This is a genomic window from Gordonia aurantiaca (genome assembly GCF_039939235.1).
GTDB lineage: Bacteria > Actinomycetota > Actinomycetes > Mycobacteriales > Mycobacteriaceae > Gordonia.
On the sequence record NZ_JBDUUF010000009.1, the window covers coordinates 169868 to 192334 of the forward strand.

Here is a 22467-nt window from a genome sequence, read left to right on the forward strand (position 1 = left end):
AAGGAGCCGCACGGAGGGAGATCAGGCAGGTTCGCCGTGATCGGGATGAGCGGTGGGTGTACTCGTGCAAGCCGACACCGCGGGTCCCGGTGAGCCGGGACCAAAACGGGGCATCGTGTTGTTGTGGGTGGTGACGCCCCGCGCTCCGTCGGCCCGACGGACCGGGGGCGGCGACAGGAGGAATCTTGACCAACGAACACCGCGGCACCGACACCGGCCAGATCACCATCCGTCCCGGCACCGAGACCGCCGTCCTGGCCGGCGGTTGCTTCTGGGGGATGGAAGACCTGATACGCAGGCAGCCGGGTGTCCTGGACACCCGTGTCGGCTACACCGGCGGGCACAACGATCACGCCACCTACCGCAACCATCCGGGACATGCGGAGGCCGTCGAGATCGTGTTCGACCCGACCGTGACGACCTACTGCGACATCCTGGCGTTCTTCTTCCAGATCCACGACCCGACGACTCTCGACCGCCAGGGTAACGACGTCGGGACGAGCTACCGGTCGGCGATCTTCCCGCTGACCCCTGAGCAGGAGCGCATCGCGCGCGAGACGATCGCCGATGTCGATGCCTCCGGGCTGTGGCCGGGTGAAGCGGTCACGACGATCGAGCCGGCCGGCCCGTTCTGGGAGGCCGAACCCGAGCACCAGGATTACCTCCAGCGGTATCCGTCGGGTTACACCTGCCACTTCCCGCGACCGGATTGGGTGCTGCCGCGCCGGGACGCGACGCGCTCATGACCGCTACCGCACCACGGGTGCTCGTGGTCGGAGCGGTCAACGTCGACCTGGTCGTCGCCGCCGATCGTCTGCCGGGGCCCGGCGAGACGGTCGTCGGTCCCACGATGACGCGCCACGGCGGCGGGAAGGGCGCCAACGCGGCGGTGGCCGCATCGCGCGCCGGCGCCGAGGTCCGCTTCTGCGGGGCGGTCGGGGCAGACGACATGGGTGCCGACGCGCTTGCCGAGCTCCGCAGCGAGGGCGTGGACGTCACCGACGTGACCGTCCTCGACGACGTGGTCACCGGTACCGCGTTGATCATGGTGGATCCGAAGGGGGAGAATCAGATCGCGGTCGGCGCCGGCGCCAACGCGGCCGTCGACCCGGATCATGCCCGCGCGGCCGTCATACGTGCCGTCGACTGGGCCGGCTGTGTGCTCGTCTCGACCGAGATACCGGCCGCAGCCGTCGTGGCGGCCGTGAAAACCGCCGCCGCGCACGGAATACCGTGCGTGCTGAACCCGGCTCCGGTCTCGGCGGAACTCGCCGAACTGCTCGCGCTCGCGCCGGTCCTGACCCCCAATGCCGGCGAGCTCGCGGACCTGTACGCCCTGCTCCCGCCGGATCTCTCAGGCGTGGCGGAGCCGGCCGTCGAGGGCATGGCCGCCACCGTCGCCGAGCACAGCACGGCATCGGTCGTGGTGACACTGGGCGGCGACGGGGCGCTGGTCGCCGATCCGCGTGGGGCGACCACCCGCCTGCCCGCCGGAGAGGTCGACGAGGTCCGCGACACCACCGGTGCCGGGGACACCCTCAACGGGGTCTTCGCAGCGTCGCTCGCGTCCGGGGCCGATCTGGTGGCCGCGGCCCGCCGGGGCGTGCAGGCGGCGTCGCTGTCGGTCGCCCACGTAGGAGCCCGAGCCGGGATGCCGTACGCCGAGGCCCTCGGCTCTGCCTGAACCCGACCCATGCCGCGGTCACCGACCGGTGCGCCCGCTCCACCGGTCACCCGCCGCGCCGGTGTCACCTCGGCAGCGTCGCCTCGCCGGTGTCATCGGACAGGGTCACCTGGTGAGGGGCTTCGGTCGCTCCATGTACCGGCTGTGGTCGAGGCTGGGGAGGAAGTAGTCACCGAGACCGCCGGCGCGCAGCAGCGGTCGGGCCTTCGCGGTCTGGTAGGTGCGCTCCTCGTCGAGCAGGTCGGTCGCGATGTGAACCTTCACGACCTCGCCCAGTGTCATCCACGAGCCGACGGGAACGCCCGCGGCGGAGCGTAACTCGAAGGCGTCGATGACCTTGCACTCGAAACCGACCGGACTCTCGGCCACCCGAGGCGGTGCGACGACATCGGACTCGATCGGTGTCAGGCCGGCCAACTCGAACTCGTCGGCGGCGGACGGGACCGCGGCCGACGTCGCATTCATCTGCTCCCCGAGTTCGTCCGTCGCGAGGTTCCACACGAACTCACCCGTGGCCTTCGCGTTCGCGACCGTGTCCTTCCAGCCGACGCTCGAGAATGCGATGATGGGCGGGCGGTAGTTGAAGAGGTTGAAGAAGCTGTAGGGCGCCAGGTTTCGCACCCCGTCGGTCGACACCGTCGAGATCCAGCCGATCGGCCGCGGCGCGACGATCGCATTCAAGGGGTCATGGCGAAGCCCGTGCCCCTCGGCCGGCACGTAGGAATGGTATTCGGTCATCGTCGAGCTCCCTGGTCTCTCGGTGGGGTGTCCGTCCCGTCGCTACGCCTCCGGCCACACCGGAAGGGCTCTGGGCCCGCAACGTTACGGCAGCGCTGTACGGTGAGACCGATCTGTGTGCCGAGTGAGGTCGAGGGAGGCCGGTGTGACCTTCTCCACTGCTGACGAGTCCGACGCCGATCGGATTCCGCGTTCGCTCGCCAACATCCGTGACCTCGGTGGACTGCCGCTCGTCTCCGGCGGGTCCACCAGGCACGGTGTCCTGATCCGGTCCGACGCCCCGTATCCCGACGACGAGCCGCCCGTCGGGGTCCCGTGGCCGCCCACGACGGTCCTCGACCTCCGCGACCATTCCGAACCCGGCGCCCAGGCCGTGACCTGGCCCTCCGAGGTGCGTCACGTCCACAAGCAGGTGTCGTCGGGCGCGCGGGTCGACCGGATCGCCCAGATGGCGCTCACCGAGATCTACACGGCGATGGTCCGCACCGGCGCGGACCGTCTGACCGCCGCCCTCAACGAATTCGACGTCGCCGGAACCACACTCGTGCACTGTGCGGCAGGCAAGGACCGCACCGGGGTGATCGTCGCGATCGCCGGGCTCCTCGCGGGTGTCAGCGAGGATGCGATCATCGCCGACTACCAGCGCACCGAGGACAACATCGCCGGTGTCTTCGCCCGTCTGCGGGATCGCAACCGCGTCCCGGCCGGGACCACACTCGATGCTCCGATTCTCCGCACCCCTCGGGAGGCGATCGACCTGGTCATCGACACGGTCGCCGGCTTCAAGGGCGGCCCGTGGCGCTGGTTCGAGGCGAACGGCGGCGATGTCGGGCATTTCGAGAACTGGGTGGCGCGATTCCGTGCGGCGCCATGAGGTGCCGCACCATGACGTGCCACCGACATGAGACGCCGCGCCGGGACATGGGGTGTCGGACATGCGGTGTCGGGACATGCGGTGCCAGGACAGGTGGTGCCACGCCGCATCTCGACATCCGGCTCCGCGGAGGCTTCCTGACCTGGGAAGGCCCGCCGGGCGTCAAGGGGTGGGCGCCCGGCGGGCCGCGTGGAGAAGCACCGGGGTGGCGTGCTCCTTCCGCGCAGTGCATGCCCGACGCCGCGACGGGTCAAACACGGTCCCGGGAAATCGGGGGGCAGTGAACCGGATACGACGCAAACGGGGAGGTCAGAACCATGTCCGTTGATGCGCAGGGTGGTGACGACGTCTTCGGCGACGCCGCGGTCGCCGGGGTGTGCCACCACATGAACACCGACCACGCCGAGGATTCTCTGGTCATCGCCAAGGCGTTGGGCGACCGGCCTGATGCGACCGGAGCGGCGATGACCGGATACGACGCAGCGACCGCGATCTTCGACGTCACGGTGCCGGAGGGCATTGTGGAGATGCGTTTCCCGTGGGACCGGCCGATCGAGAACCGCACCGATGTGCGCATGGCGGTGGTCGCCATGCTCCGTGAAGCGCAGGCCAGACTCGGACTCACCCCCTAGACCCGGCCCCGGCACCCCCTGGATCCGGCCCCGCCGGCATCCCTATGGCCGTCCCCGCCGGCGCGTACCCGCACCCTCCGCGACGGCCGTGGTCACGACCCGGCCCTACCCGGCAGCTCATCGGGGATGATGCGCATCTGGATCTCGCCGGTGCCCTCGAAGATCTTCGTGAGACGGGCTCGCGCCACTGCCTTTCGACCGCGAAGTCCGTCGTGTACCCGGCGCCGCAGTGGATCTGGATGGCTTCGCTGGTGACGCGCTCGGCCATCTCGGTCGCAACCAGCTTGCACATCGACGCCTCCATCGAGCACCGGCGCCCGCGATCTCACCCGTGGTTTCGCGATGGTCCATGACCCAGGGGCGGATCGCGATCCGCCGGGAGTCGGGGCTGCGGCCGATGGGCATCGCCGGACTCCTCGCGATGGGAACAACGGAAGTCCATCATCAGCGCATCGCCGCGTGGCCGTCCATCCCCGGGCCCGCGGGCACGCCGGGCGCTGCACGTGTCCTCGGTGCGCCGAAACCGCCTGCCCGGGTGCGGTTTTCTGTAGGGTCGCCGACGAGGTTTCCGACATCGACTCTTTCGAGGTGGCCATGGGACGTCTGACGGGCAAGGTCGCATTCATCACCGGTGTGGCACGCGGACAGGGTCGCGCACATGCGGTGCGCCTGGCGTCCGAGGGGGCGCATGTCGTCGGAGTGGACCTCGCGGGACCGCTGCCCGGCGTGCCTTACGATTCCGCGACCGAGGACGATCTCGACGAGACCCGGCGACTCGTCGAGGAGCAGGGCGTGAAAGCCGTCCTGACCCGCTGTGACACTCGGGATCTCGACGGACTTAGGGCCGCTGCCGACGACGGAGTGGAGGCGTTCGGCGGTCTCGACGTCGTGGTCGCGAACGCCGGTATCTGCATCCCGGAGACGTGGGACGAGGTCACCCCGGCCAGTTTTCGCGACACCATGGACGTCAACGTCACCGGCGTGTGGAACACCGTCACCGCCACCGCCCGCCATCTCATCGACCGCGGCGGCGGCTCGATCATCCTCACCAGTTCGCTGGCCGGAAAGAAGTTGCAGCCGTTCATGGTCCACTACACGACCAGCAAGCACGCGCTCGTCGGGATGTCCCGGGCGTTCGCGGCGGAGCTGGGACAGCACGACATCCGCGTCAACACCGTCCACCCAGGCGCGGTCATCACGCCGATGGGCTCCGGACAGATGGTCGCGCGTATCGAGGAGACCAACAGGGCCAATCCGCGTCTGGCCGGAATGGGCATGACGTTTCTCAACCAGTTCGCCGCGGAGCCCGACGAGGTCGCCGGCGTAGTCGCCTTCCTCGCATCGGACGAGGCGAGGTTCATCACCGCCGAGGAGATATCCATCGACGGTGGTGCGCAACATTTCTGAGCTGTCCCGCGGAACGTGTCCGGCCGGCTAGGTCGTGCCGCGTGCCACGAGTTCGACGGGCAGTCGCCGGGATTCGACCTCACGTCCGGCGGTCAGGTCCAGCAGGGTGCGTACCGCGACCTCGCCGATCTCGTGCGCGGGGGAGTGGATCGTCGACAGCGGAACGGGAAGTTGCGCGGCGATCGGGATGTCGTTGTAGCCGATGAGCGCGAGGTCCTCGGGGATACGCAACCCCAGGTCGCGGGCCACGCCGAGGACGCCCACGGCGATCGTGTCGGACACCGCGAAGATCGCGCGCGGACGGTTCGGCGCGTCCAGCAGGGCCAGGCCCGCCTCGGTGCCGCCCCGGACCTCGAAACTCGACGCGACGATCCGGTCGTCGGGCAGGGCGAGGCCCGCCTGCTCGACCTCGGCGCGAAAGCCGGAGAGGCGATCGGTGGCCGTCGTCGCATGTGATGGACCCGTGATGACCGCGAGGTCGGTGTATCCGCGATCGATGAGGTGCCGTGCGGCGAGCGCTCCGCCGCGCACGTCGTCGCCGCCGACGAACGGCAGGCCGGCGTCGGCGTGCCGGGTGAGGGCCAGCATCGGCACGTCGCCGACCCGCAGCGACGCGATGAAGTCCTTGCCGGGACGGTGCAGGCCGCTGAGCAAGAGTCCGTCGACCTGGCGGCCGACGAGGAGCTCGATGGCCGCGCGCTGTGCCTCCGGGTCGTCGGGCGGGCTGGACAGCAGCACGGAGTAGCCGGCCCGGGTGGCCTCCTGCTCGATGCCCTGATAGGTCGTGGCGACCACGCCGTCGGTCAGGCGGGTCATCACGACGCCGATGGTGGTGGTCTTGCGGGTCCGCAGGCTCGCCGCCCAGAGATTGCGTTGGTAGCCGAGTTCCTCGGCCACCTGGCGCACCCGCAGGGCGGACTCGGACCATCCGTCGGCGGGTTCGGACTGCCGCAGCACCCGCGACGCCGTCGACACGTGGACGCCGGCGCGCCGGGCGATCTCCTTGAGCGTCGGCGTCCGCTGCTGACCGTTGGCCACTGGCGGTCCCCTTTCCGAAGTGGGTGCCCCGGCGTTCTGCGCAGGTGATTCTGCCCAGACTGATCGTGCACCGCGTCGAACTGCGTTGTTGTCCAACTGCGTTGTTGACGAACTGCTGCGAAGCACCTACGTTAGTCCATGCAAACGTTCTCGCAAACGTTCTCATTGTGCCGACGACAGTCGCCCGAAACGACATCCCGGAGGTCCCGATGTCCAGTCCCAGCACCCTGACCGAGCTGTTCGCGCTCGATGCCCTGCTCACCGACGAGGAGATCGCGATCCGTGACACGGTGCGGGACTTCGCGACCGCGCGCCTCCGTCCGCACATCGGCGACTGGTTCGAGGGGGCCACGATCCCGGCGCGGGAGATCGCGAGGGAGCTGGGCCGGATCGGCGCACTCGGCATGCATCTGGAGGGTTACGGCTGCCCGGGCACCAGCGCCACCGCCTACGGCCTGGCCTGCCTGGAGCTCGAGGCCGTCGACTCGGGCATCCGCAGCCTCGTCTCGGTGCAGGGATCGCTGGCGATGTTCTCCATCCACCACTGGGGCAGCGAGGAGCAGAAGAACGAATGGCTTCCGCGCATGGCCGCCGGTGAGGCCATCGGGTGCTTCGGCCTCACCGAGCCGGACTTCGGTTCCAACCCGAGCGGCATGCGCACCAACGCCAGGCGCGACGGCGACGACTGGATCCTCAACGGCACCAAGATGTGGATCACCAACGGCTCCATCGCGGATGTCGCCGTCGTGTGGGCGAAGACCGACCTCGAAGAGGGTGCACGCGGCATCCGTGGCTTTGTCGTACCGACCGACACCCCGGGCTTCTCCGCGCCGCAGATCCACAAGAAGATGTCGCTGCGCGCGTCGGTGACCTCGGAGCTCGTCCTGGACAACGTGCGCCTGCCCGGCTCGGCGATGCTTCCGAGGGCGGCCGGTCTGCGCGGACCGCTGAGCGCGCTCAACGAGGCCCGCTACGGCATCGTCTTCGGTGCGATCGGCGCCGCCCGCGACTGCCTCGAGACCGCCATCGAGTACGCCCGGTCGCGTGAGGTGTTCGACAAGCCGCTGGCCGGCTACCAGCTCACCCAGGCCAAGATCGCCGACATGGCCCTCGAGGTCGGCAAGGGACACCTGCTCGCCTACCACCTGGGGCGACTGAAGGACCGCGGTGAGGTCCGCCCGGAACAGATCAGCACCGGCAAGCTGAACAACACCCGCGAGGCGATCAAGATCGCCCGCGAATGCCGAACGATTCTGGGCGCCAACGGCATCACACTCGAATACCCGATCATCCGGCACGCCAACAACCTCGAGTCCGTCCTCACCTACGAGGGCACCTCCGAGGTCCACCAGCTCACGATCGGACGTGCCCTCACCGGCCAGGACGCCTTCCGGTGAGCGCATCCGGCCGCGGCGCCCTCGACGGGCTCGTCGTCGCGGATTTCGGCCGGGTGCTCGCCGGGCCGTACGCGACGATGCTGCTGGCCGACCTGGGGGCCGAGGTCGTCAAGGTCGAGCGGCCCGGAGCCGGCGACGACACCCGATCATGGGGTCCGCCCTGGGTCGGTGACCAGTCGTCGTACTTCCTGTCGGTGAACCGGAACAAGAAATCGGTCGCGATCGACCTGTCCGACCCCGAAGGGCTCGAGCAGGCGCGGGGTCTGGTCGACCGGGCCGACGTCGTCGTGGAGAACTTCATGCCGGGCACCATGGACCGGCTCGGTCTCGGCTACGAGGAGCTCGCGAAACGCCGGCCCGGCCTGGTCTACTGCTCGGTGACCGGATTCGGCGGCGACAACCAGTTGCCGGGATACGACCTGCTCATCCAGGCCGTCGGCGGTCTGATGAGCATCACCGGACCGGATCCGCAGACCCCGACGAAGGTCGGCGTCGCCGTGGTCGACGTGATCACGGGATTGCATGCGACCGTGGGAATTCTGTCCGCCCTGCGGCATCGGGACCGCACCGGCGAGGGGCAGCGCATCGAGGTGAATCTGCTGTCGTCCCTGCTCTCGGCGCTGGTCAACCAGACGTCCGCGTATGTCGCCGCGGGCGTGGTGCCGAAGGCGATGGGCAACAGGCATCCGTCGATCACGCCGTACGAGGTGTTCACCACCGCCGACCGGCCGTTCGTCCTCGCGGTGGGCAACGACCGGCAGTTCGCCGCGCTGTGCGAGGTGCTCGGCCGGCCCGATCTGCCCACCGACGAGCGGTTCGCGTCGAACAGTGCCCGGGTGGCGAATCGCGATGTGCTGGTGCCGATCCTGAACGAGGAGCTGTCGAAGGACAACGCCGACCACTGGTTCGACGCGCTGACCGAGCGGCGTGTGCCGTGCGGTCCGCTCAACGACATCGCCGACGCCGTCGCGCTCGCGGAGCGGCTGGGCCTCGCTCCGGTCGTCGAGATCGACGATCCGCGAGGGCAGCGGCCGATCCGCTCGGTGGCCAACCCGATCCGGATGAGCGTCACCCCGCCGACCTACCGCTCGGCGCCGCCGCTGCTCGACGAGCACGCTCCGGTGCGCGGCACGGTCTGAACCACGTCGTCACGGACGTCGGGGCCCGTGCTCGGCCGGCACGAGGATTCCGAGGAGTCCGGATGTGGACACGGCGTGATGTGGACACGGCGTGCAGTGCCTCGGTGGGGGTGTGCCGTCGAGTTCGCGCTGTAGCGAACCGCGGCGACCACTGCCGCGACCGAGTCGGCTGCCTCCGGCGCGGTCTGCGTATCCGAGGGTGTCGGGACGGCGGCGGCGTCGGTGGTCATCCTCGGGGTCAAGTCGAAATCCTTTTGTGGACGACATGGTTCGCGCTCACGCCGGGATCTCGGCGCCGCCGGCGCGACGGGAGCAACGCGCCGTTGGGCAGCGCTCACCGATCCCCGACGGACCACCTCGGAGAACGCCACGGCTCGCGCACGCCGAACACGCCGAGACCATCGAGGACAGGGTGTGGATCGCAGACGGCGCTGCTCGGTCAGACCGAAACCACGCAGAGCAAGGCCGTGCAGGCGGAGTCGGCTCGGACCGCGACATGGCTCAGTACGCCGACGCCGGTTGCGTCGGCTCGATCCCGTGGTGCAGCTGCGCGACGTCGGGATGTGCCCGGGTGCGTGACTTCCAGGCGTTCTCGCCATAGGTGTTGAAGATCGGGTTGTTCGGGTCGGCCTCGACGCCCCGTGACAACGCCGCCAGATCCGGCGGCAGCTGGATGATGGGGATGACCGCGTCGAGCGCCGGATTCAGAAAGAACGGGATCGACACGCGATCGGTGCCGGGCCGGGGCGCGCGCACCCGGTGCCGGGTGGCCCGCAGGTATCCGCCGGTCGCGACTTCCAGCAACTCGCCGATGTTGACCACGAAGGCGCCCTCGACGGGCGGCACCTCGATCCAGGCGCCCTCCGCGGTCTCGACCTCGAGACCCTCGGAGCCCGGCTCCACCAGCAGCAACGTGAGTACGCCGGAATCCTTGTGCGCGCCGACGCCCTGCGTGCGGTCGGCGCTTCCGGGGTAGCGCACCACCTTGAGCAGGGTGGCCGGGAGTTCGGCGAATGCGGCGTCGAAGAACGATTCGGGCGCGCCGAGCGACACCGACCAGTGGCGGAGCAGGCGCAGTCCGACGTGAGAGAGGGTGTCACTCCAGTTCTCGAACGCCTGCCGGAATCCCGCCGGGCGCGCCGGCCACAGATTCGGTCCCTGCAGATTCCAGTAGCCCTCGGCATCCGGGATCACCTCGCGCTCCGGACCGATGTCGATCTGCTCGCGCCAGTCCACCTGGCCGTTCGTCAGCTCGCCGCCGAGCCGGGAATACCCACGGAACTGGGGGCTCTGGAGTTGACTGATCTCGTTCTTCTCCTCGACCGGCAGCGCGAAGAACTCGCGTGCGAGTCGCAGAACCTCGTCGAGCGTCTCCTGCGGCGCCCCGTGCCCGGTCAGGTAGAAGAATCCGTGATCGTGGGCGGCTTCCCGAAGCGCGGCACGGAAGGTCGTCGCGTCGGTGGCGGCATCGTGGAGGTCGAGGATCGGGAGCATGATGTCAGGTTGCCAGAGCGCAGGCGTTGGCGAGAAGTCGAATTCAGAGACCCCGACATCGCATTCACCGGCCTTGCGGGGCATAGGGTCGGGTGTCCGGGGTTGGTTCGGGAGACGCATTCGTGGGTATGTGTGTTCGGGGCCGGGGCACGATCGGGCCGACCGACGGGAAGGAGCTCGAGGTTGACCGACGAGAACAACGACGAGGTGCATCTGCGGATCGCTCAGCTCGCACGGGAACTACACGCCGACGAGGCCGACGACGAGGTGATCGCCAAGACCATCGTCGAGGGGGCACTCGCCGAGATCCCCGGCACGAAATACGCCGGACTCACCGTCGCCACCGATCGCCGCTCGATCGAATCGCTCGGATCCACGCACGAGTACGTCGAGATCCACGACCGCATCCAGGCCGAGACGCTGGAGGGGCCATGTCTTTCGGCGGCGTTGCACGAGCGGATCGTGCGGGTCGATGACCTGGAGACCGACGAGCGCTGGCCCGCATATCGGCGGCGTGCAGTGGGCGAGATCCCGCTGCGGTCGGTGTTGTCGTTCCAGCTCTTCGCCAACCGCAACAAGATCGGCGCATTGAATGTCTTCGCCGACGAACCGCGCGTATTCGACCTCCACGCCGAGGACATCGGTGTCGTCTATGCGACGCATGCCGCTCTCGCGTGGGATGCGGTGATGAAGGACCAGCAGTTCCACAGCGCCCTCGCCAACCGCGATGTCATCGGTCAGGCCAAGGGCATTCTGATGGAACGATTCGGGATCGACGCCCTCGCCGCGTTCGACCTGCTCAAGAGGCTGTCACAGGAATCGAACACCAAATTGGTGGACATCGCGCGTCAGATCGTCGACAAGCGCTGAGCGGGACTGGTGGTTCTCGGGCCTACTCGGGTACGGCGAACTCGGCCGTGCTCGGTCCGATCCCGCCCTCGGCGAGAACACGTCCGGCTTCGTCGAGGGTCTCGAAGATGCGGACCGTGGGCGACAGTCCGCCCAGTTCGAGTGGACGGGACACGGTGCGTCCGCCGGCCAGGACGACCGGGATCGACCGTCCGGCCGTGTCGTCGACGAACGAGCGCAGGAGAACAATGCCGACGCTGCCGAAGAAGTTCACCGCGGTGAAGTCGAGGACGATCCCATCGCAGCGGCCGCGGACGACCCGGTCGAGCGCGGCGGCGAAGTCGGCGGCGGTCTCGGCGTCGATGCTTCCGGAAAAGCCTTGGACGCAATAGGACTTCGTCGAATCGAAGCGGCGAGTGGAAGTGCGCGACGACATGGAATCCGTTACGGCGTCGAACACGGAACGGAACGTCGTGGAAGTGGTGAGGGGCATGAAAGTGCTCATCTCGATTGGGTGGTGGTGCCGATCTTCATGCTCAAGGCGGTGAAAACCGTTGTCTCCCGGCCGATTACGGCCGATCCCAAGTTCACGATCTTCCTTTGCGGAGATAAGCCGTGATGTCTGTCATACGGAGGGCCCTGGTCGCCCTCTCGCTTCGTTCCCGGCTCTGCCCTGAACCGTTGTCACCCACCCTACGGACCTCGACCCGCCGCGAACAAGGCCTTTACGGTGTCGTTGCCGTTTTCCGGCGGCCGTTACCTTCCCGTGACCTCAATGGGTACTCACCCGACTGGACGTGACGGCCGGAACATGGTTGTCTTTACGTTGATGTGTGTCGAGTCGCGTGCGCACATCGGCTCCATGCTGGATTTCGGGCGGTTCGGCCCATTCGATCCTCGTGATCAGAAAAATTCTGGGTGGTGACTCCTATGGCGACACAAGCCGAGCACGACGATTATCGCGACGTTCTTCCGATGCTGCGAGACATTCGCAACGAGTCTGACGAAGCTCTTCGTGCCAAGAAACGCGACGAGGTGATCGAGCGGTGCCTTCCGCTCGCAGATCACGTCGCACGCCGGTTCTCCGATCGAGGCGAACCGGTCGACGATCTCCGCCAGGTGGCGCGGATCGGTCTCATGCATGCGGTCGATCGTTTCGACGTCGAACGTGGCAACAATTTCCTCGCCTTCGCGGTCCCGACCGTGATGGGTGAGGTCAAGCGGTATTTCCGGGACAGCACGTGGTCGATCAGGGTGCCACGCCGCGCACAGGAAGCCTCGTTGAACATCGCGAAAGCCAGTGAGGAACTGCTTCAGAGCCTCGGTCGGTCGCCGCGACCCAGCGAGATCGCGGTACATCTCGGATTGCCGGTGGACGAGGTCATCGAGGGAATGGTGGCGCGCTCGGCCTACACGGCCAGCTCCATCGACGCCGAGGCCGGCACGTCTACAGACGGCTGGACGCTGGCCGACACCCTCGGCGATGACGACGACCGCCTCGACATGGTCGAGGAGTTCGTGACCCTCCAACCCGCGCTGGCCAAGCTCACCGAGCGCGAGCGCACGATCCTCACTCTGCGGTTCTTCAAATCGATGTCGCAGAGCGAGATCGCGCGCGAGGTGGGGATCTCGCAGATGCATGTCTCGAGGCTGCTCACCCGCATCCTCGAGACCCTGCGCGACGAGGTCTCCGACGACGACTGGTACTCCGACGTCGCGGGCGCACGCATGACGGGATGAGGTTCGTCCGATCGGGGTTGAGGGTTCACGCCGGGGGTTCACCCCCGGGCGTGTGGGCCCTCGGCCCCGATCGGCGTTCCCGCCCGGACGAAGGTCCGCCGACCCCGGGCTGCCCTACGGCTTCAGGATGACCTTCACCATCCCGTCCTGCTTCTTCTGGAACTTCTCATACGCCCCCGGCGCCTCCTCGAGCGGGATCTCGTGCGTCGCAAAGGTGTCCACGCCGAGCGGATCGTCGTCGGTGAGCAGCGGGAGGATCTCGTCGACCCAGCGCTTCACGTTCGCCTGCCCCATGTGTAGCCGGACCTGCTTGTCGAACATCGTCAGCATCGGCAGTGGATCGGCGGTGCCGCCGTACACTCCGGACAGGGATATCGTCCCGCCGCGTCGCACGATGTCGATCGCGGAGTAGAACGCTCCGAGGCGGTCGACGCCCGCCTCCGACATCGCCTTGCGCCCCAGGGAATCCGGGAGTAGGCCGACGGCATGCTGCATGAACTTGTTGACCGGGGAGCCGTGGGCTTCCATGCCGACGGCGTCGATCACCGAATCGGTGCCCAGGCCGCCGGTCACGTCGCGCACCGCATCCCCGACATCGTCGACCGCGTCGAAGTCGATCGTCTCGGTACCCCTGGCCTGTGCCCGCGCCAGACGCTCCGGCACCCGGTCGACCCCGATGACCCGCGCTCCCTGGTGGGCGGCGATCCGTGCGGCCATGTCGCCGATCGGTCCCAGGCCGAGCACCGTCACCGTGCCGCCTCGCGGGATCTCCGCATACGCGACCGCCTGCCAGGCGGTCGGCAGCACGTCCGACAGATAGACGTACCGCGAATCAGGGTTCTCCGCAGGAACTTTGACGTGCGTGAACTGCGCCTGCGGAACCCGTAGGTATTCAGCCTGTCCGCCGGGAACCGATCCGTAGAGCTGGGAGTAGCCGAACAACGCCGCGCCCATGCCCTGGTCTCGAACCCGGGTGACCTCGCACTGCGTCATCAGGCCGTCGTTGCAGAAAAGGCAAGAGCCACAAGCGATCTGGAACGGAATCACCACCCGGTCGCCCACTTTCAGGTCGCCGGCCTCGGGGCCGACCTCCTCGACGATCCCCATGGGTTCGTGACCGAGGATGTCACCCGGGCTCATGAACGGACCCAGGACCTCGTAGAGATGCAGATCCGAGCCGCAGATGTTCGTCGACGTGATCTTGATGATCGCGTCCGTCGGTTCCTCGATCTGGGGATCGGGCACGGTGTCCACCGACACGTGCCGCTTGCCCTGCCAGGTCACTGCTCGCATGGTCAGGCCTTTCCCTCGTCGTCTCGCGGTCCTGACCCCGGCCGGGCAGGATCCGGTGTGCGGTCGGGTTCCGTACCCTCCCGGATGGTTTCGTCCTCGATGCGCTCCTCGCGACCCCGTGCGCGCTTGCCCGCGTGTCCGGTCGGAAAGCCGTGGAAACGTTCTTCGTATCGCTCGGCCTCTTCGGCGGTGGTCTCCGGCTGGATCGGGTCCTGGTGAGCTCGTTCGCCGTCCCGGCCGGCCCGGCGTCGTAGCAGCCCCCGGGTACCGAGCAGCAACACGACCGCGACGATCCCGGCGAGCACGGCTCCGACGGCGAGCCATACGGTGAAGTCGCGGTCGCTCGCGCCCGCGGCGATCGCGGTGCCGCCGAGCACCAGCATCAGTCCGAGACAACCGAATCCGAGCAGTCCGAGCGCCTTCAGTCCGCGCGACGCACGCTCGGGGCGTCGTGCGATGGCCTCCCTCGAGGCGATCTCGCGTTCCGGTGTGAGGTCTGGCATGTCGGGTCCTCTCGGTGGAATTCGTGGCGGGATGCGCCGGATTAAAGGCCGCGGTGATGCGCGCCGTGTCCCCCGGGTACCGCGTGACTCCCACTCCGAAACGCGCCCGGCCCGCGCCGGGGTGGGTTTTCGACCTGTCACTGCAGGTCAGGCTCTGCTAACGTGTCCTCACGGTGAGACGGTCGACACGACGACGCGTGGATGTCCGTCGCCGCGTTTGGAGTACAGCAGCGTGGGGCACTCATGAGCCGACCGGTGAACATTCACACCACTAGACGTGAGAAGAAGACTCATTTGATGACCGATCCTGATGCCACTTCCCAGCTGTCTGTCGACGGGGGGACGCCGACGGTCCTTCGGGTCCCGGCGTCCACCGATCGTCTGGCGCTGGTTCGTGCGGTCGTGGAGACGGCTCTGTACATCGAGGACTGGCCTCTCGACGACGTGATCGACGCGAAGGTCGCGGTCGACGAGATCTGCTCGCAGATCATCGCCGCCGCCGCGGAGGGGTCGACGATGCAGATCACTCTGCAGATGAACGACAACGGGGTGGCGGGAGAGGTCCGTGGCGAGCTCGTCCCCGGTGTGATGCTGGACGAGTCGACCTTCGGCTGGCGGATCGTGCAGACGGTCACCGACACCCATACCGTGACCTACGAGGAGCCGCTGGACGGGCAGGCCCCGGGTGCGGTGACGATCCGGTTCTCCAAGATCCGCGGCTGAGGTCCGGGGCAGGCGGAAACCCACAACCGCCGGCTCAGGGCTCGGCGACCTCGGTCATCAGCCAGTCGTCGGCGTCGGCGTCATGCTCGACCAGGCCACGCTCCGCGAAGCCGTGTAGCCAACCCTCCATCGGCCATGAACCCCAGCGCTCGTGGAACACCCGCGCATTGCGCAGGATGTCGGCTAGATGCTCGACCGGCGGGTCCGAGACGGGGTGATGCTGATGGTAGGCGTGCGCGCCACCGATCCAGGCGATCCGGAAACCCTTGTCCCGTGCGCACATCGCGAAGTCGGTGTCCTCGCCGCCATAGCCGGTGTAACCGGTGTGGAAGCCGCCGATCTCCAGCCATGCCGCCGGAGTGACGGCGAAGGACAACGACCAGAACAACGTCATCGCCTCGGACACCTCGATGCTCCCGTCTTCCGGGGCAGGACGGGCGGGATGTGGCGAGGTGGATCGATGCAGGTCCCGGGCGTCGAAGGTCGGCTGATCTGCCGGGAGGTAGGTGACCGGCCCGCAGTGCAGCAACTTGGTGTCACCGGCGCCGGCGGCGGACCGGGCGTAGCGTTCGATCATGTCCGGCGCGGGGACACAGTCGACGTCGAGAAACACCAGTAGCCCCGGAGCGAACGAGATCGCCTCGGCGGCACCGGAATTCCTCGCTGCGGCAAGCGGCAGGGTGTCGCCGGGGTGATCCAGGTGGATCACCCGTGTCCGGTGGCCTCGCGGTGCCACTTCGTCGACGACCCGGTCGATGTCGGGGTCGTCCATGGCGACGATGACGTGCACGCGTGGTGTCACGGTGGAGTGCGCCAACGCCTCGAGCTGCCGGCGCAAGTGGAGGTGTCGGCCCGACACGATGGTGATCACCGCGACGGCGGCCGGTTCCGGAGGCGATACGGACACCTCGCTCACCGGTGTGCCACCGTCTCGATGGCGCGCGCGGCCCGGGCGGCGGCGCCGGCCGTCTCCCAGCGATCCCAGGCGGGTGCGCGATCGCCCGCCGTCTCCACGATCGACCGCCAGCGGTCCGTCTCGGGCCACGACGTGGCGACCAGGGCGAGTTCGGAGCGCGCCAAGGTGTCCGCGGTGGCCCGCTGCTCGGCGAACGGGCGGTCCTCCGCGAGGACGACGGTGGGTCGCCCCGCCGTCGCGGCGTCGGCGACGCTGCCCTGACCTGCGCTGATGGCGGTGACACGGGAACTGCACAGGAACGGCCACGGGTCGTCGACCCAGGTGCCGAAGGTCGGTCCGAGGGTCACCACCCGAAGGTCCGGCGCCTCCTCGGCGAGTCGCGTCGCGGGATGCGGCGAGCGGCAGTCGCCACCCGCGCCCGTCAGGACCAGCACGTCGGCCGCGAAACCGGGATGGCAGACGGGCAGCCTCCCGTCGAACCGGGAGATCCCACCGGTGAAGACGGTCTTGTCCTCGAACGCGGCGAGCCACGCCGGGCGGTACAGGTCTGCGGGCCAGGGCGCGATGATGGCGTCCGCGGCCCGGTAGGCGAGCTGATGCGGTAGGTCGTCGCGGACACCCGGCATCGCCGTCACCACCACCGGAACGCCCAGCAGACGCAGGAACAACGTGACCTCGACGGACACGTCGACGACCACTGCGGCGGGTCGCCGTTCCGCGACGAACGCCGCGAGTTGTGCCATCCGCCCGCGCAGGCCGGGGTCGTTGCGCGGCGCCCAGTGCAGCAGCCCGTCGACGTCGACGTCCACCGGACTCGGGGCGGCGTCGTCGCGGTCGAGCGTGATGACCTCGGCGAAGACGGGGTCGTCGAGGTCCGCGCTGGTCAGCGCGACGACGTCGGAGGGGAGCTGTGCGGCGATCGCCGACGCCCGGGAACTATGCCCGCGACCCTGGTGGTGGACGTAGTAGCCGATCATGCGGGCACCCTCTCGCGCGACACCGCGGAGCTCGACCGCCGTCCCGCGACCATTTCGGCGTAGATCGCGGTGTAGCGGTCGATCATCGCCTGGTCCGAGCAACGTTCCTCCGCACGCCTGCGCACCCGGCGGCGATCGAGTGAGAACGCCTCCTCGGCGGCCTCGGCGAGCGCGTCCACGTCGTCGGGCTGCACCAACAGGCCCGCCGCGTCCCCGACGATCTCCGGGATCCCGCCCCGGGCGAAGGCCGCCACCGGGGTCCCGCAGGCCAGTGACTCGGCCACCACCAGGCCGTACGGTTCATCCCACACCGGGGTGACCAGCGCGGCACCGCATGAACCCACCAGTCGGGCCAGATCGCGCTGGTGCAGATGGCCCTCGTAGCGCACGCGGTCGCCGAGCGCGGGGGCCACCCGCTCGTGGAAGTAGGTCACGTCGCTGATCGGGCCGGCCACCCGCAGCCGTCGCCCGGTGCGTCGGGCCGCCTCGATGGCCAGGTGGGCACCCTTCTCGGGGACCAGGCGTCCGAACCACACCAGGTCGTCGCCGCCGGGGCCGACGGACCAGTTGTCGAGCTGGACCCCGTTGTGCACCACCGGGATCGGACCCAACACATGTGACCACGACCGTGCGGTGTGCCGACTGACCGCCACGCAACGGGTGCCGGGCGCGAGGGTCAGCGCGGACTCCAGCCACGGGGTCGGCGGGGTGTGCAGCGTGGTGAGCATCGGCGTCTGCACCGCGGGCCCCATCGCCACCGGGAGGTAGTGGAGACTGTGATTGTGGATGACGTCGAAATGGTCGGGGTCGGCGGATAATTCGAGCATCAGAGACAGGTACGAGTGATGCTCGTGCAACACCTCGTCCGGTGGCATCGACACATCGGCCCGGGCCGCCGCCGACGGCTCGAAGAGTTCTCCCCGAAGCCGGTCGGAGTCGACGGGCAGGTCGCTGCCGGCGCCGGCGAAGAGCGTGACCTCGTGTCCGGCGAGCGTCAGCGCGCGCGTCAGATGCCAGACATGGGCCTCCAGCCCGCCGGCGAAGGGTTGCGCGATCGGGTGGCGGCTGGACGCGATGATCGCGATCCGCAGTGATTCACCCATGGAGCACCCTCGCGTACAACGCGGCGTGCTGTTCGGCGATCGACATCCGCTCCGCGCGGCGCTCCGGCCACAGCGCGGGCACAGGGCGGTTGTCATAGGCCCGGCCCAGGGCCGCGGCGAGGGAGTCGGGATCGAAGTGGTCCTCGGTGAACTCGTAGGTGAAGCATCTCTTCTGTTCGGCGTAGAACCCGCAGTTCGGGGCGATCACCGCGGTGCCTAGGTCGTGGCACGCCTCGAGCCATCCGGAGTGGGTGCCGAACCGGTAGGGCAGGACCGACACCGACAGCGATTGCAGGTAATCCCACAGCTGGTCGTCGTCGTAGTACTCATGCACCCGCACGTCGGCGTACGGATGCCGCGACAGTGCGAGTGCTGCGGTTCCGAAATCCGGGTTGTACCAGTGACTTCCGGGTACGAAGACCTCGTCGTGCAGGTTGATCCGAATGGTCATGTCCGGATAGTCCGACGCGGCGTCGAGCAGCGTGAGGATCACCGGCAGCGGGTCCATGTTGGCGCGGACGCTCTTCGCGTGGACGCCGACGACGAAGTCGTCGGTGACGGGTTCGCGCGGGGTGAATCGGGCCGGAGGTATGACGTGCGGGTGCCCGATGACCGTCGCCGACCGGTTCCAGCGGCGGGAGATCACGTCGGCTGCGCCGTGGGTCAGCGTGATGAGCTCGTCGGCGGCGGGGACCAGGATGTCCAGCACCTCTTCGTGCGCACCGGGTTCGGGGTGATGCGGATTGCGCAGATCGTGCAGGGTGTACACGAGCGGTTTGCCGTGCCTGCGGAGTTCGGCGACGACCGCGGCCATCACCGAGGGCTCGATCGCGTCGAAGCCGAAGTGGATGTGGAAGACGTCGAAGTCGTCGTGGTGCTGCGAGATCCAACCGGGATCTAGCATGAGCGGCGGCCACCAGCCACCCGGCACCCTTTGCCCCGTCGGCCGGGACCGTGTCGGGCAGCCGGGTCACCGACACCGGTCCGGTGTCCAAGGTGCTGACCGTGCTGTCGACCGGCGAGAGATGCCGGACGTAGACGTGTGATGCGGGAACCGAGGCGACCCGGACCAGGGTGGACGACGGGGGATTCACGCCGGCGCCGCCCCCTGTCGTCGTGAGCGTCGCCGCACCACCGGAATGATTGATCTGCCGTCCGTTCACACCTGCTCCGTCCATCCAACTCGAGGCCATGAACGGCTGTCGTCTCAACCGGGGGTGGCCGCGTGTGCGCGGCGTCGTGCCGCCGATGTGCCGACGAGCGTCGGCACGTGTTCAGGTCGGTACCCTGAACACGATTCGGCGAAACCCGGTGTGCGGATGGGTGTGACGACCGGTGACGTGCTCAGTTCTCGGGTTCGTGGGCGTTGAGCAACAGATGATCGAATGAGCGGCGTGCCGGGTCGGGCAGCACGACGTACTTGTGGACCCGCGAGACGATGTTCTTGGCGAGTTCGTTGACCTTCACGTTGGCGGTCTGGGACCGCCAACGCATCACCTCGAACGCGCGATCGGGGCTGACGCCGTAGGCCATCGAGATCATGCCCTTGGCCTGCTCGATGACGCCTTGATTCTGGCGGAACCGTGCGACGTGCTCGTCGACCCGATCCTTGACCGCCTCCTCGTCGTATCCGGTCAGATCAAGGTAGAACCCCTCGGCGCCGACCGGATTGCCCGATTCGTCGACCATTTGCTGGGAGACCACGGCCACGTGGTGGACCTGACCGGAGGTGTCGATGATGCGGTGCCGGCTCGAGAACGGTGTCCGGCGACGCAGCATCTCCAGGACCATCTCGTCGAAGGCGTGCCGGTCCTCGGGATGCTTGTGGCCGGCGAGCAGCTCGGTCGTCGGGGTGACCTCGCCGGGTGCGTACCCGTGCATCTCGGCCACCTCGTCGGACCACTCCCACGTCTCGGTGTCGAACCAGAAGCGGAAACTCCCGACATGGCGTATCCGGGAATCGTCTGGGAATCGGTCATCGGTGTTTGGCACGGTTACCCCTTGGGCTCGAGGAGGCACGCGGAATCTCGAGAAAAATCGCACGCTGAAGACTGCTCAGCCGGCGGTCTCGGGCGGATGGTTGATGATACCTAACCATCGTCAGGAGGGAGAAGCAGCCGAACGGCTCACACTTCGCACGCGTGAACTGTGAGTTCGCCGGTGTATCCGGCGACTGGTCACATTCGTTGTTTGTCTGCCGGCCCGCCGGGTACGCGGTGGCCATGAGCGAACACGGTGACTCGTCAGATGCCACGGCTGCGACCGAGGGCGTGAACCCCGACCTCACCGCGACGGTGGGGGCAGAGGACCTCGACGCCGACCACCTCGACCGGGACCCGGTGGGAGACGGTGTCGATGTGCCCGAGGACTGGGCGGCCGCCGACCGGAGCGGGACCACCCCGCGTGAACAGCGCGAGGGGGAGACCCTCGACGAGAAACTCGACGCCGAGATCCCCGACGAGCACCCCTGATCCAACTCGCCGCGATTCGACCCCCCGCAAAGTCGCGGGTTCGGTCAGAATCGCGTGCACCAGCCTGCGAACCCGACCCCCGACCCCGCGATTTCTTCTGCCATCGGCGAGATGGCGTGCGGCCTGTCGGGTTTCCCTGCACCGGGTGCTGGGAACCCGCGGGACATGGCCGATCACGACAGCTCAGCCCATGAACCCAAGACCATCCCGTACCCGGGTGAGACCGGGGACATGGCCGAACGGCCGCATGACGAGATGCGCGACTACCGCGGACGCGATCTGCTGGCCGGCAAGACCGCGCTCGTCACCGGCGGCGACTCGGGGATCGGACGTGCGACCGCGATCGCGTTCGCCAAGGAGGGCGCGGACGTCGCGATCGCCTACCTGTCCGAGGACGACGATGCGCAACACACCGTCGATCTCATCGAGGCGCAGGGCTGTGCGGCCCGGGCATACCGCGGAGACCTCGGAAACGCCGATTTCTGCGCCGAGATCGTCGAGCGGACCGTTTCCGAACTCGGCGGCCTGCACATCCTGGTGAACAATGTGGCGTACCAGCAGGTCGTCGACGACTTCCTGGAGGTGGACCCGGCGCAGTGGTATCGCACGTTCGACGTCAACATCCACAGCTTCTTCCATACGACGCGCGCGGCGGTGCCACACCTCACCGGGGGCGGCGCGATCATCAACACGTCGTCGATCAACGGGCTGCGTGGAAACGACGGCCTCATCGACTACTCGGCCACCAAGGGAGCGGTGCTCGCGCCTATTCGCTGGCGCAATCGCTCATGGACCGAAAGATCCGCGTCAACTGTGTCGCGCCCGGCCCGGTGTGGACCCCGCTGATCCCGGCCACCATGCCCGCCGACGCCGTGAAGGACTTCGGCAGGCAGGCTCCGATGGGGCGCGCCGCCCAGCCCGACGAGATCGCGCCGTCGTACGTGTTCTTCGCGTCCGAGCAGCTGTCGTCCTACTACACCGGCGAGGTCCTCGCACCCATCGGTGGTGAGACGCTGCCGGGCTGAGGTACTGCCGGCTCGCGTCGCGCGAGAACGGGTCGGGTCACGGGCCGGCTTCGATCCACCGTTCGGTCGTGTTCTGTCACCCCGTGGCGGTAGCCGACACCCGAAACGGGTGGCCGGCGGGCCCGACCACGCGAGGGACGGCCACAAATCGTCTCTGACCTCGCGATTTGGAGTTTTCGCCGCGAGTGCGTAACTTATTGCGAGTCAGCGCGCCACGGCGCCGCCCCACCGGGCCCGAGAGGGTCGGGACGGGGAGAGGAGACCGGGTTCGAGCTGACCGCCCCTGATCAACTGGTTCGGGATACTTCGTGTCCCGGGGCGGTTCGATCGGGACCTGAACTCCGGCTTGCTGGTGAAAGCTCTTGTGTGGGTGAGTATCTGGTGGGTGTGTGTTCTTTGAGAACTCGATAGTGTGATGATGAATTGTCTGATGCCATTTTTGGCGTCGAGCATTCTTGTGAATG

22 protein-coding genes and 3 pseudogenes are annotated in these 22467 nt (G+C 68.1%); 12 read left to right on the top strand and 13 right to left on the bottom strand.

What is annotated here, in order from left to right; genetic code table 11:
- Positions 1 to 185: 185 nt before the first annotated feature.
- Both msrA and ABFT43_RS17840 read left to right on the top strand, forming a co-directional pair.
- Complete coding sequence (gene msrA, locus ABFT43_RS17835) at positions 186 to 746, top strand: peptide-methionine (S)-S-oxide reductase MsrA (protein ID WP_347961638.1); 561 nt, start codon at positions 186 to 188, stop codon at positions 744 to 746.
- Positions 743 to 1684 (top strand): PfkB family carbohydrate kinase, encoded by a 942-nt coding sequence (locus tag ABFT43_RS17840; protein WP_347961639.1) that lies wholly within the window; start codon positions 743 to 745, stop codon positions 1682 to 1684. The genes msrA and ABFT43_RS17840 overlap by 4 nt, the downstream gene beginning before the upstream one ends.
- Positions 1685 to 1789: 105 nt before the next feature.
- Here ABFT43_RS17840 and ABFT43_RS17845 read toward each other — a convergent pair whose 3' ends face one another.
- Positions 1790 to 2422: a flavin reductase family protein gene (locus ABFT43_RS17845; protein WP_347961640.1), complete on the bottom strand. Its 633-nt coding sequence runs from the start codon at positions 2420 to 2422 to the stop codon at positions 1790 to 1792.
- Between the two features lie 145 nt (positions 2423 to 2567).
- Here ABFT43_RS17845 and ABFT43_RS17850 point away from each other — a divergent pair, with 145 nt between their 5' ends.
- Both ABFT43_RS17850 and ABFT43_RS17855 read left to right on the top strand, forming a co-directional pair.
- Positions 2568 to 3296, top strand: a complete 729-nt coding sequence (locus ABFT43_RS17850) for a tyrosine-protein phosphatase (RefSeq protein WP_347961641.1) — start codon at positions 2568 to 2570, stop codon at positions 3294 to 3296.
- A gap of 317 nt (positions 3297 to 3613) precedes the next feature.
- Complete coding sequence (locus tag ABFT43_RS17855) at positions 3614 to 3928, top strand: DUF2470 domain-containing protein (RefSeq protein WP_347961642.1); 315 nt, start codon at positions 3614 to 3616, stop codon at positions 3926 to 3928.
- Positions 3929 to 4020: 92 nt separating this feature from the next.
- Here ABFT43_RS17855 and ABFT43_RS17860 read toward each other — a convergent pair.
- A pseudogene (locus ABFT43_RS17860) lies at positions 4021 to 4253 on the bottom strand (acyl-CoA dehydrogenase family protein); the annotation flags it as partial.
- Positions 4254 to 4522: 269 nt separating this feature from the next.
- Between ABFT43_RS17860 and ABFT43_RS17865 the strand changes: the two are divergent.
- Positions 4523 to 5335, top strand: coding sequence for a mycofactocin-coupled SDR family oxidoreductase (locus ABFT43_RS17865; RefSeq protein ID WP_347961643.1), 813 nt, complete (start codon positions 4523 to 4525; stop codon positions 5333 to 5335).
- Positions 5336 to 5362: 27 nt separating this feature from the next.
- Here the strand turns inward: ABFT43_RS17865 and ABFT43_RS17870 are convergent, their stop codons facing one another.
- Positions 5363 to 6373 (bottom strand): LacI family DNA-binding transcriptional regulator, encoded by a 1011-nt coding sequence (locus ABFT43_RS17870; RefSeq protein WP_347961644.1) that lies wholly within the window; start codon positions 6371 to 6373, stop codon positions 5363 to 5365.
- Between the two features lie 209 nt (positions 6374 to 6582).
- Between ABFT43_RS17870 and ABFT43_RS17875 the strand changes: the two genes are divergently transcribed.
- Positions 6583 to 7770: an acyl-CoA dehydrogenase family protein gene (locus ABFT43_RS17875; protein WP_347961645.1), complete on the top strand. Its 1188-nt coding sequence runs from the start codon at positions 6583 to 6585 to the stop codon at positions 7768 to 7770.
- On the top strand, positions 7767 to 8909 hold the full coding sequence (locus tag ABFT43_RS17880) for a CaiB/BaiF CoA transferase family protein (protein WP_347961646.1): 1143 nt from the start codon (positions 7767 to 7769) through the stop codon (positions 8907 to 8909). The genes ABFT43_RS17875 and ABFT43_RS17880 overlap by 4 nt, the downstream gene beginning before the upstream one ends.
- Before the next feature lie 501 nt (positions 8910 to 9410).
- Here ABFT43_RS17880 and ABFT43_RS17885 read toward each other — a convergent pair.
- Positions 9411 to 10403: an isopenicillin N synthase family dioxygenase gene (locus ABFT43_RS17885; RefSeq protein WP_347961647.1), complete on the bottom strand. Its 993-nt coding sequence runs from the start codon at positions 10401 to 10403 to the stop codon at positions 9411 to 9413.
- Between the two features lie 183 nt (positions 10404 to 10586).
- Here ABFT43_RS17885 and ABFT43_RS17890 point away from each other — a divergent pair, with 183 nt between their 5' ends.
- Positions 10587 to 11273 (top strand): GAF and ANTAR domain-containing protein, encoded by a 687-nt coding sequence (locus tag ABFT43_RS17890; RefSeq protein WP_347961648.1) that lies wholly within the window; start codon positions 10587 to 10589, stop codon positions 11271 to 11273.
- A gap of 22 nt (positions 11274 to 11295) precedes the next feature.
- Here ABFT43_RS17890 and ABFT43_RS17895 read toward each other — a convergent pair whose 3' ends face one another.
- Positions 11296 to 11688, bottom strand: a complete 393-nt coding sequence (locus tag ABFT43_RS17895; protein ID WP_347961649.1) for an STAS domain-containing protein — start codon at positions 11686 to 11688, stop codon at positions 11296 to 11298.
- 467 nt (positions 11689 to 12155) lie between these two features.
- Positions 12156 to 12395: a hypothetical protein gene (locus tag ABFT43_RS17900; RefSeq protein ID WP_347961671.1), complete on the bottom strand. Its 240-nt coding sequence runs from the start codon at positions 12393 to 12395 to the stop codon at positions 12156 to 12158.
- Between ABFT43_RS17900 and ABFT43_RS17905 the strand changes: the two genes are divergently transcribed.
- Positions 12288 to 12992, top strand: coding sequence for an RNA polymerase sigma factor SigF (locus ABFT43_RS17905; protein ID WP_347961670.1), 705 nt, complete (start codon positions 12288 to 12290; stop codon positions 12990 to 12992). The two genes, ABFT43_RS17900 and ABFT43_RS17905, sit on opposite strands and share 108 nt — an antisense overlap.
- Positions 12993 to 13106: 114 nt before the next feature.
- Here ABFT43_RS17905 and ABFT43_RS17910 read toward each other — a convergent pair whose 3' ends face one another.
- A complete protein-coding gene (locus ABFT43_RS17910) occupies positions 13107 to 14285 on the bottom strand; it encodes a zinc-dependent alcohol dehydrogenase (RefSeq protein ID WP_347961650.1) in 1179 nt (392 codons plus the stop codon).
- 2 nt (positions 14286 to 14287) lie between these two features.
- Positions 14288 to 14788: a hypothetical protein gene (locus ABFT43_RS17915; protein WP_347961651.1), complete on the bottom strand. Its 501-nt coding sequence runs from the start codon at positions 14786 to 14788 to the stop codon at positions 14288 to 14290.
- A 297-nt stretch (positions 14789 to 15085) separates the two neighbouring features.
- Between ABFT43_RS17915 and ABFT43_RS17920 the strand changes: the two genes are divergently transcribed.
- Entirely contained in the window at positions 15086 to 15511 is a 426-nt protein-coding gene (locus tag ABFT43_RS17920; RefSeq protein ID WP_347961652.1) for an anti-sigma factor, read from the top strand.
- 34 nt (positions 15512 to 15545) lie between these two features.
- Here the strand turns inward: ABFT43_RS17920 and ABFT43_RS17925 are convergent, their stop codons facing one another.
- The 5 genes and pseudogenes from ABFT43_RS17925 to ABFT43_RS17945 form a co-directional block, all read right to left on the bottom strand.
- Complete coding sequence (locus tag ABFT43_RS17925) at positions 15546 to 16427, bottom strand: glycosyltransferase family 2 protein (RefSeq protein ID WP_347961653.1); 882 nt, start codon at positions 16425 to 16427, stop codon at positions 15546 to 15548.
- On the bottom strand, positions 16424 to 17404 hold the full coding sequence (locus ABFT43_RS17930) for a hypothetical protein (RefSeq protein ID WP_347961654.1): 981 nt from the start codon (positions 17402 to 17404) through the stop codon (positions 16424 to 16426). The genes ABFT43_RS17925 and ABFT43_RS17930 overlap by 4 nt, the downstream gene beginning before the upstream one ends.
- Complete coding sequence (locus tag ABFT43_RS17935) at positions 17401 to 18507, bottom strand: glycosyltransferase (protein ID WP_347961655.1); 1107 nt, start codon at positions 18505 to 18507, stop codon at positions 17401 to 17403. The genes ABFT43_RS17930 and ABFT43_RS17935 overlap by 4 nt, the downstream gene beginning before the upstream one ends.
- Positions 18500 to 19685: pseudogene (locus ABFT43_RS17940) on the bottom strand (glycosyltransferase family 1 protein). The gene ABFT43_RS17935 and the pseudogene ABFT43_RS17940 overlap by 8 nt, the downstream one beginning before the upstream one ends.
- Before the next feature lie 166 nt (positions 19686 to 19851).
- Positions 19852 to 20499, bottom strand: coding sequence for a PAS and ANTAR domain-containing protein (locus tag ABFT43_RS17945; RefSeq protein ID WP_347961656.1), 648 nt, complete (start codon positions 20497 to 20499; stop codon positions 19852 to 19854).
- A gap of 230 nt (positions 20500 to 20729) precedes the next feature.
- Here ABFT43_RS17945 and ABFT43_RS17950 point away from each other — a divergent pair, with 230 nt between their 5' ends.
- Both ABFT43_RS17950 and ABFT43_RS17955 read left to right on the top strand, forming a co-directional pair.
- On the top strand, positions 20730 to 20978 hold the full coding sequence (locus ABFT43_RS17950; RefSeq protein ID WP_347961657.1) for a hypothetical protein: 249 nt from the start codon (positions 20730 to 20732) through the stop codon (positions 20976 to 20978).
- A gap of 165 nt (positions 20979 to 21143) precedes the next feature.
- Positions 21144 to 22003: pseudogene (locus ABFT43_RS17955) on the top strand (SDR family oxidoreductase).
- Positions 22004 to 22467 lie beyond the last annotated feature (464 nt).

What these genes read in the sequence shown, in the direction of transcription:
- ABFT43_RS17840 (WP_347961639.1), top strand. Translation starts at nt 743, where the DNA reads ATGACCGCTACCGCACCACGGGTGCTCGTGGTCGGAGCGGTCAACGTC.
- ABFT43_RS17845 (WP_347961640.1), bottom strand. Translation starts at nt 2,422, where the DNA reads ATGACCGAATACCATTCCTACGTGCCGGCCGAGGGGCACGGGCTTCGC.
- ABFT43_RS17855 (WP_347961642.1), top strand. Translation starts at nt 3,614, where the DNA reads ATGTCCGTTGATGCGCAGGGTGGTGACGACGTCTTCGGCGACGCCGCG.
- ABFT43_RS17865 (WP_347961643.1), top strand. Translation starts at nt 4,523, where the DNA reads ATGGGACGTCTGACGGGCAAGGTCGCATTCATCACCGGTGTGGCACGC.
- ABFT43_RS17875 (WP_347961645.1), top strand. Translation starts at nt 6,583, where the DNA reads ATGTCCAGTCCCAGCACCCTGACCGAGCTGTTCGCGCTCGATGCCCTG.
- ABFT43_RS17885 (WP_347961647.1), bottom strand. Translation starts at nt 10,403, where the DNA reads ATGCTCCCGATCCTCGACCTCCACGATGCCGCCACCGACGCGACGACC.
- ABFT43_RS17895 (WP_347961649.1), bottom strand. Translation starts at nt 11,688, where the DNA reads ATGTCGTCGCGCACTTCCACTCGCCGCTTCGATTCGACGAAGTCCTAT.
- ABFT43_RS17900 (WP_347961671.1), bottom strand. Translation starts at nt 12,395, where the DNA reads ATGCATGAGACCGATCCGCGCCACCTGGCGGAGATCGTCGACCGGTTC.
- ABFT43_RS17910 (WP_347961650.1), bottom strand. Translation starts at nt 14,285, where the DNA reads ATGCGAGCAGTGACCTGGCAGGGCAAGCGGCACGTGTCGGTGGACACC.
- ABFT43_RS17915 (WP_347961651.1), bottom strand. Translation starts at nt 14,788, where the DNA reads ATGCCAGACCTCACACCGGAACGCGAGATCGCCTCGAGGGAGGCCATC.
- ABFT43_RS17920 (WP_347961652.1), top strand. Translation starts at nt 15,086, where the DNA reads ATGACCGATCCTGATGCCACTTCCCAGCTGTCTGTCGACGGGGGGACG.
- ABFT43_RS17930 (WP_347961654.1), bottom strand. Translation starts at nt 17,404, where the DNA reads ATGATCGGCTACTACGTCCACCACCAGGGTCGCGGGCATAGTTCCCGG.
- ABFT43_RS17935 (WP_347961655.1), bottom strand. Translation starts at nt 18,507, where the DNA reads ATGGGTGAATCACTGCGGATCGCGATCATCGCGTCCAGCCGCCACCCG.
- ABFT43_RS17950 (WP_347961657.1), top strand. Translation starts at nt 20,730, where the DNA reads ATGAGCGAACACGGTGACTCGTCAGATGCCACGGCTGCGACCGAGGGC.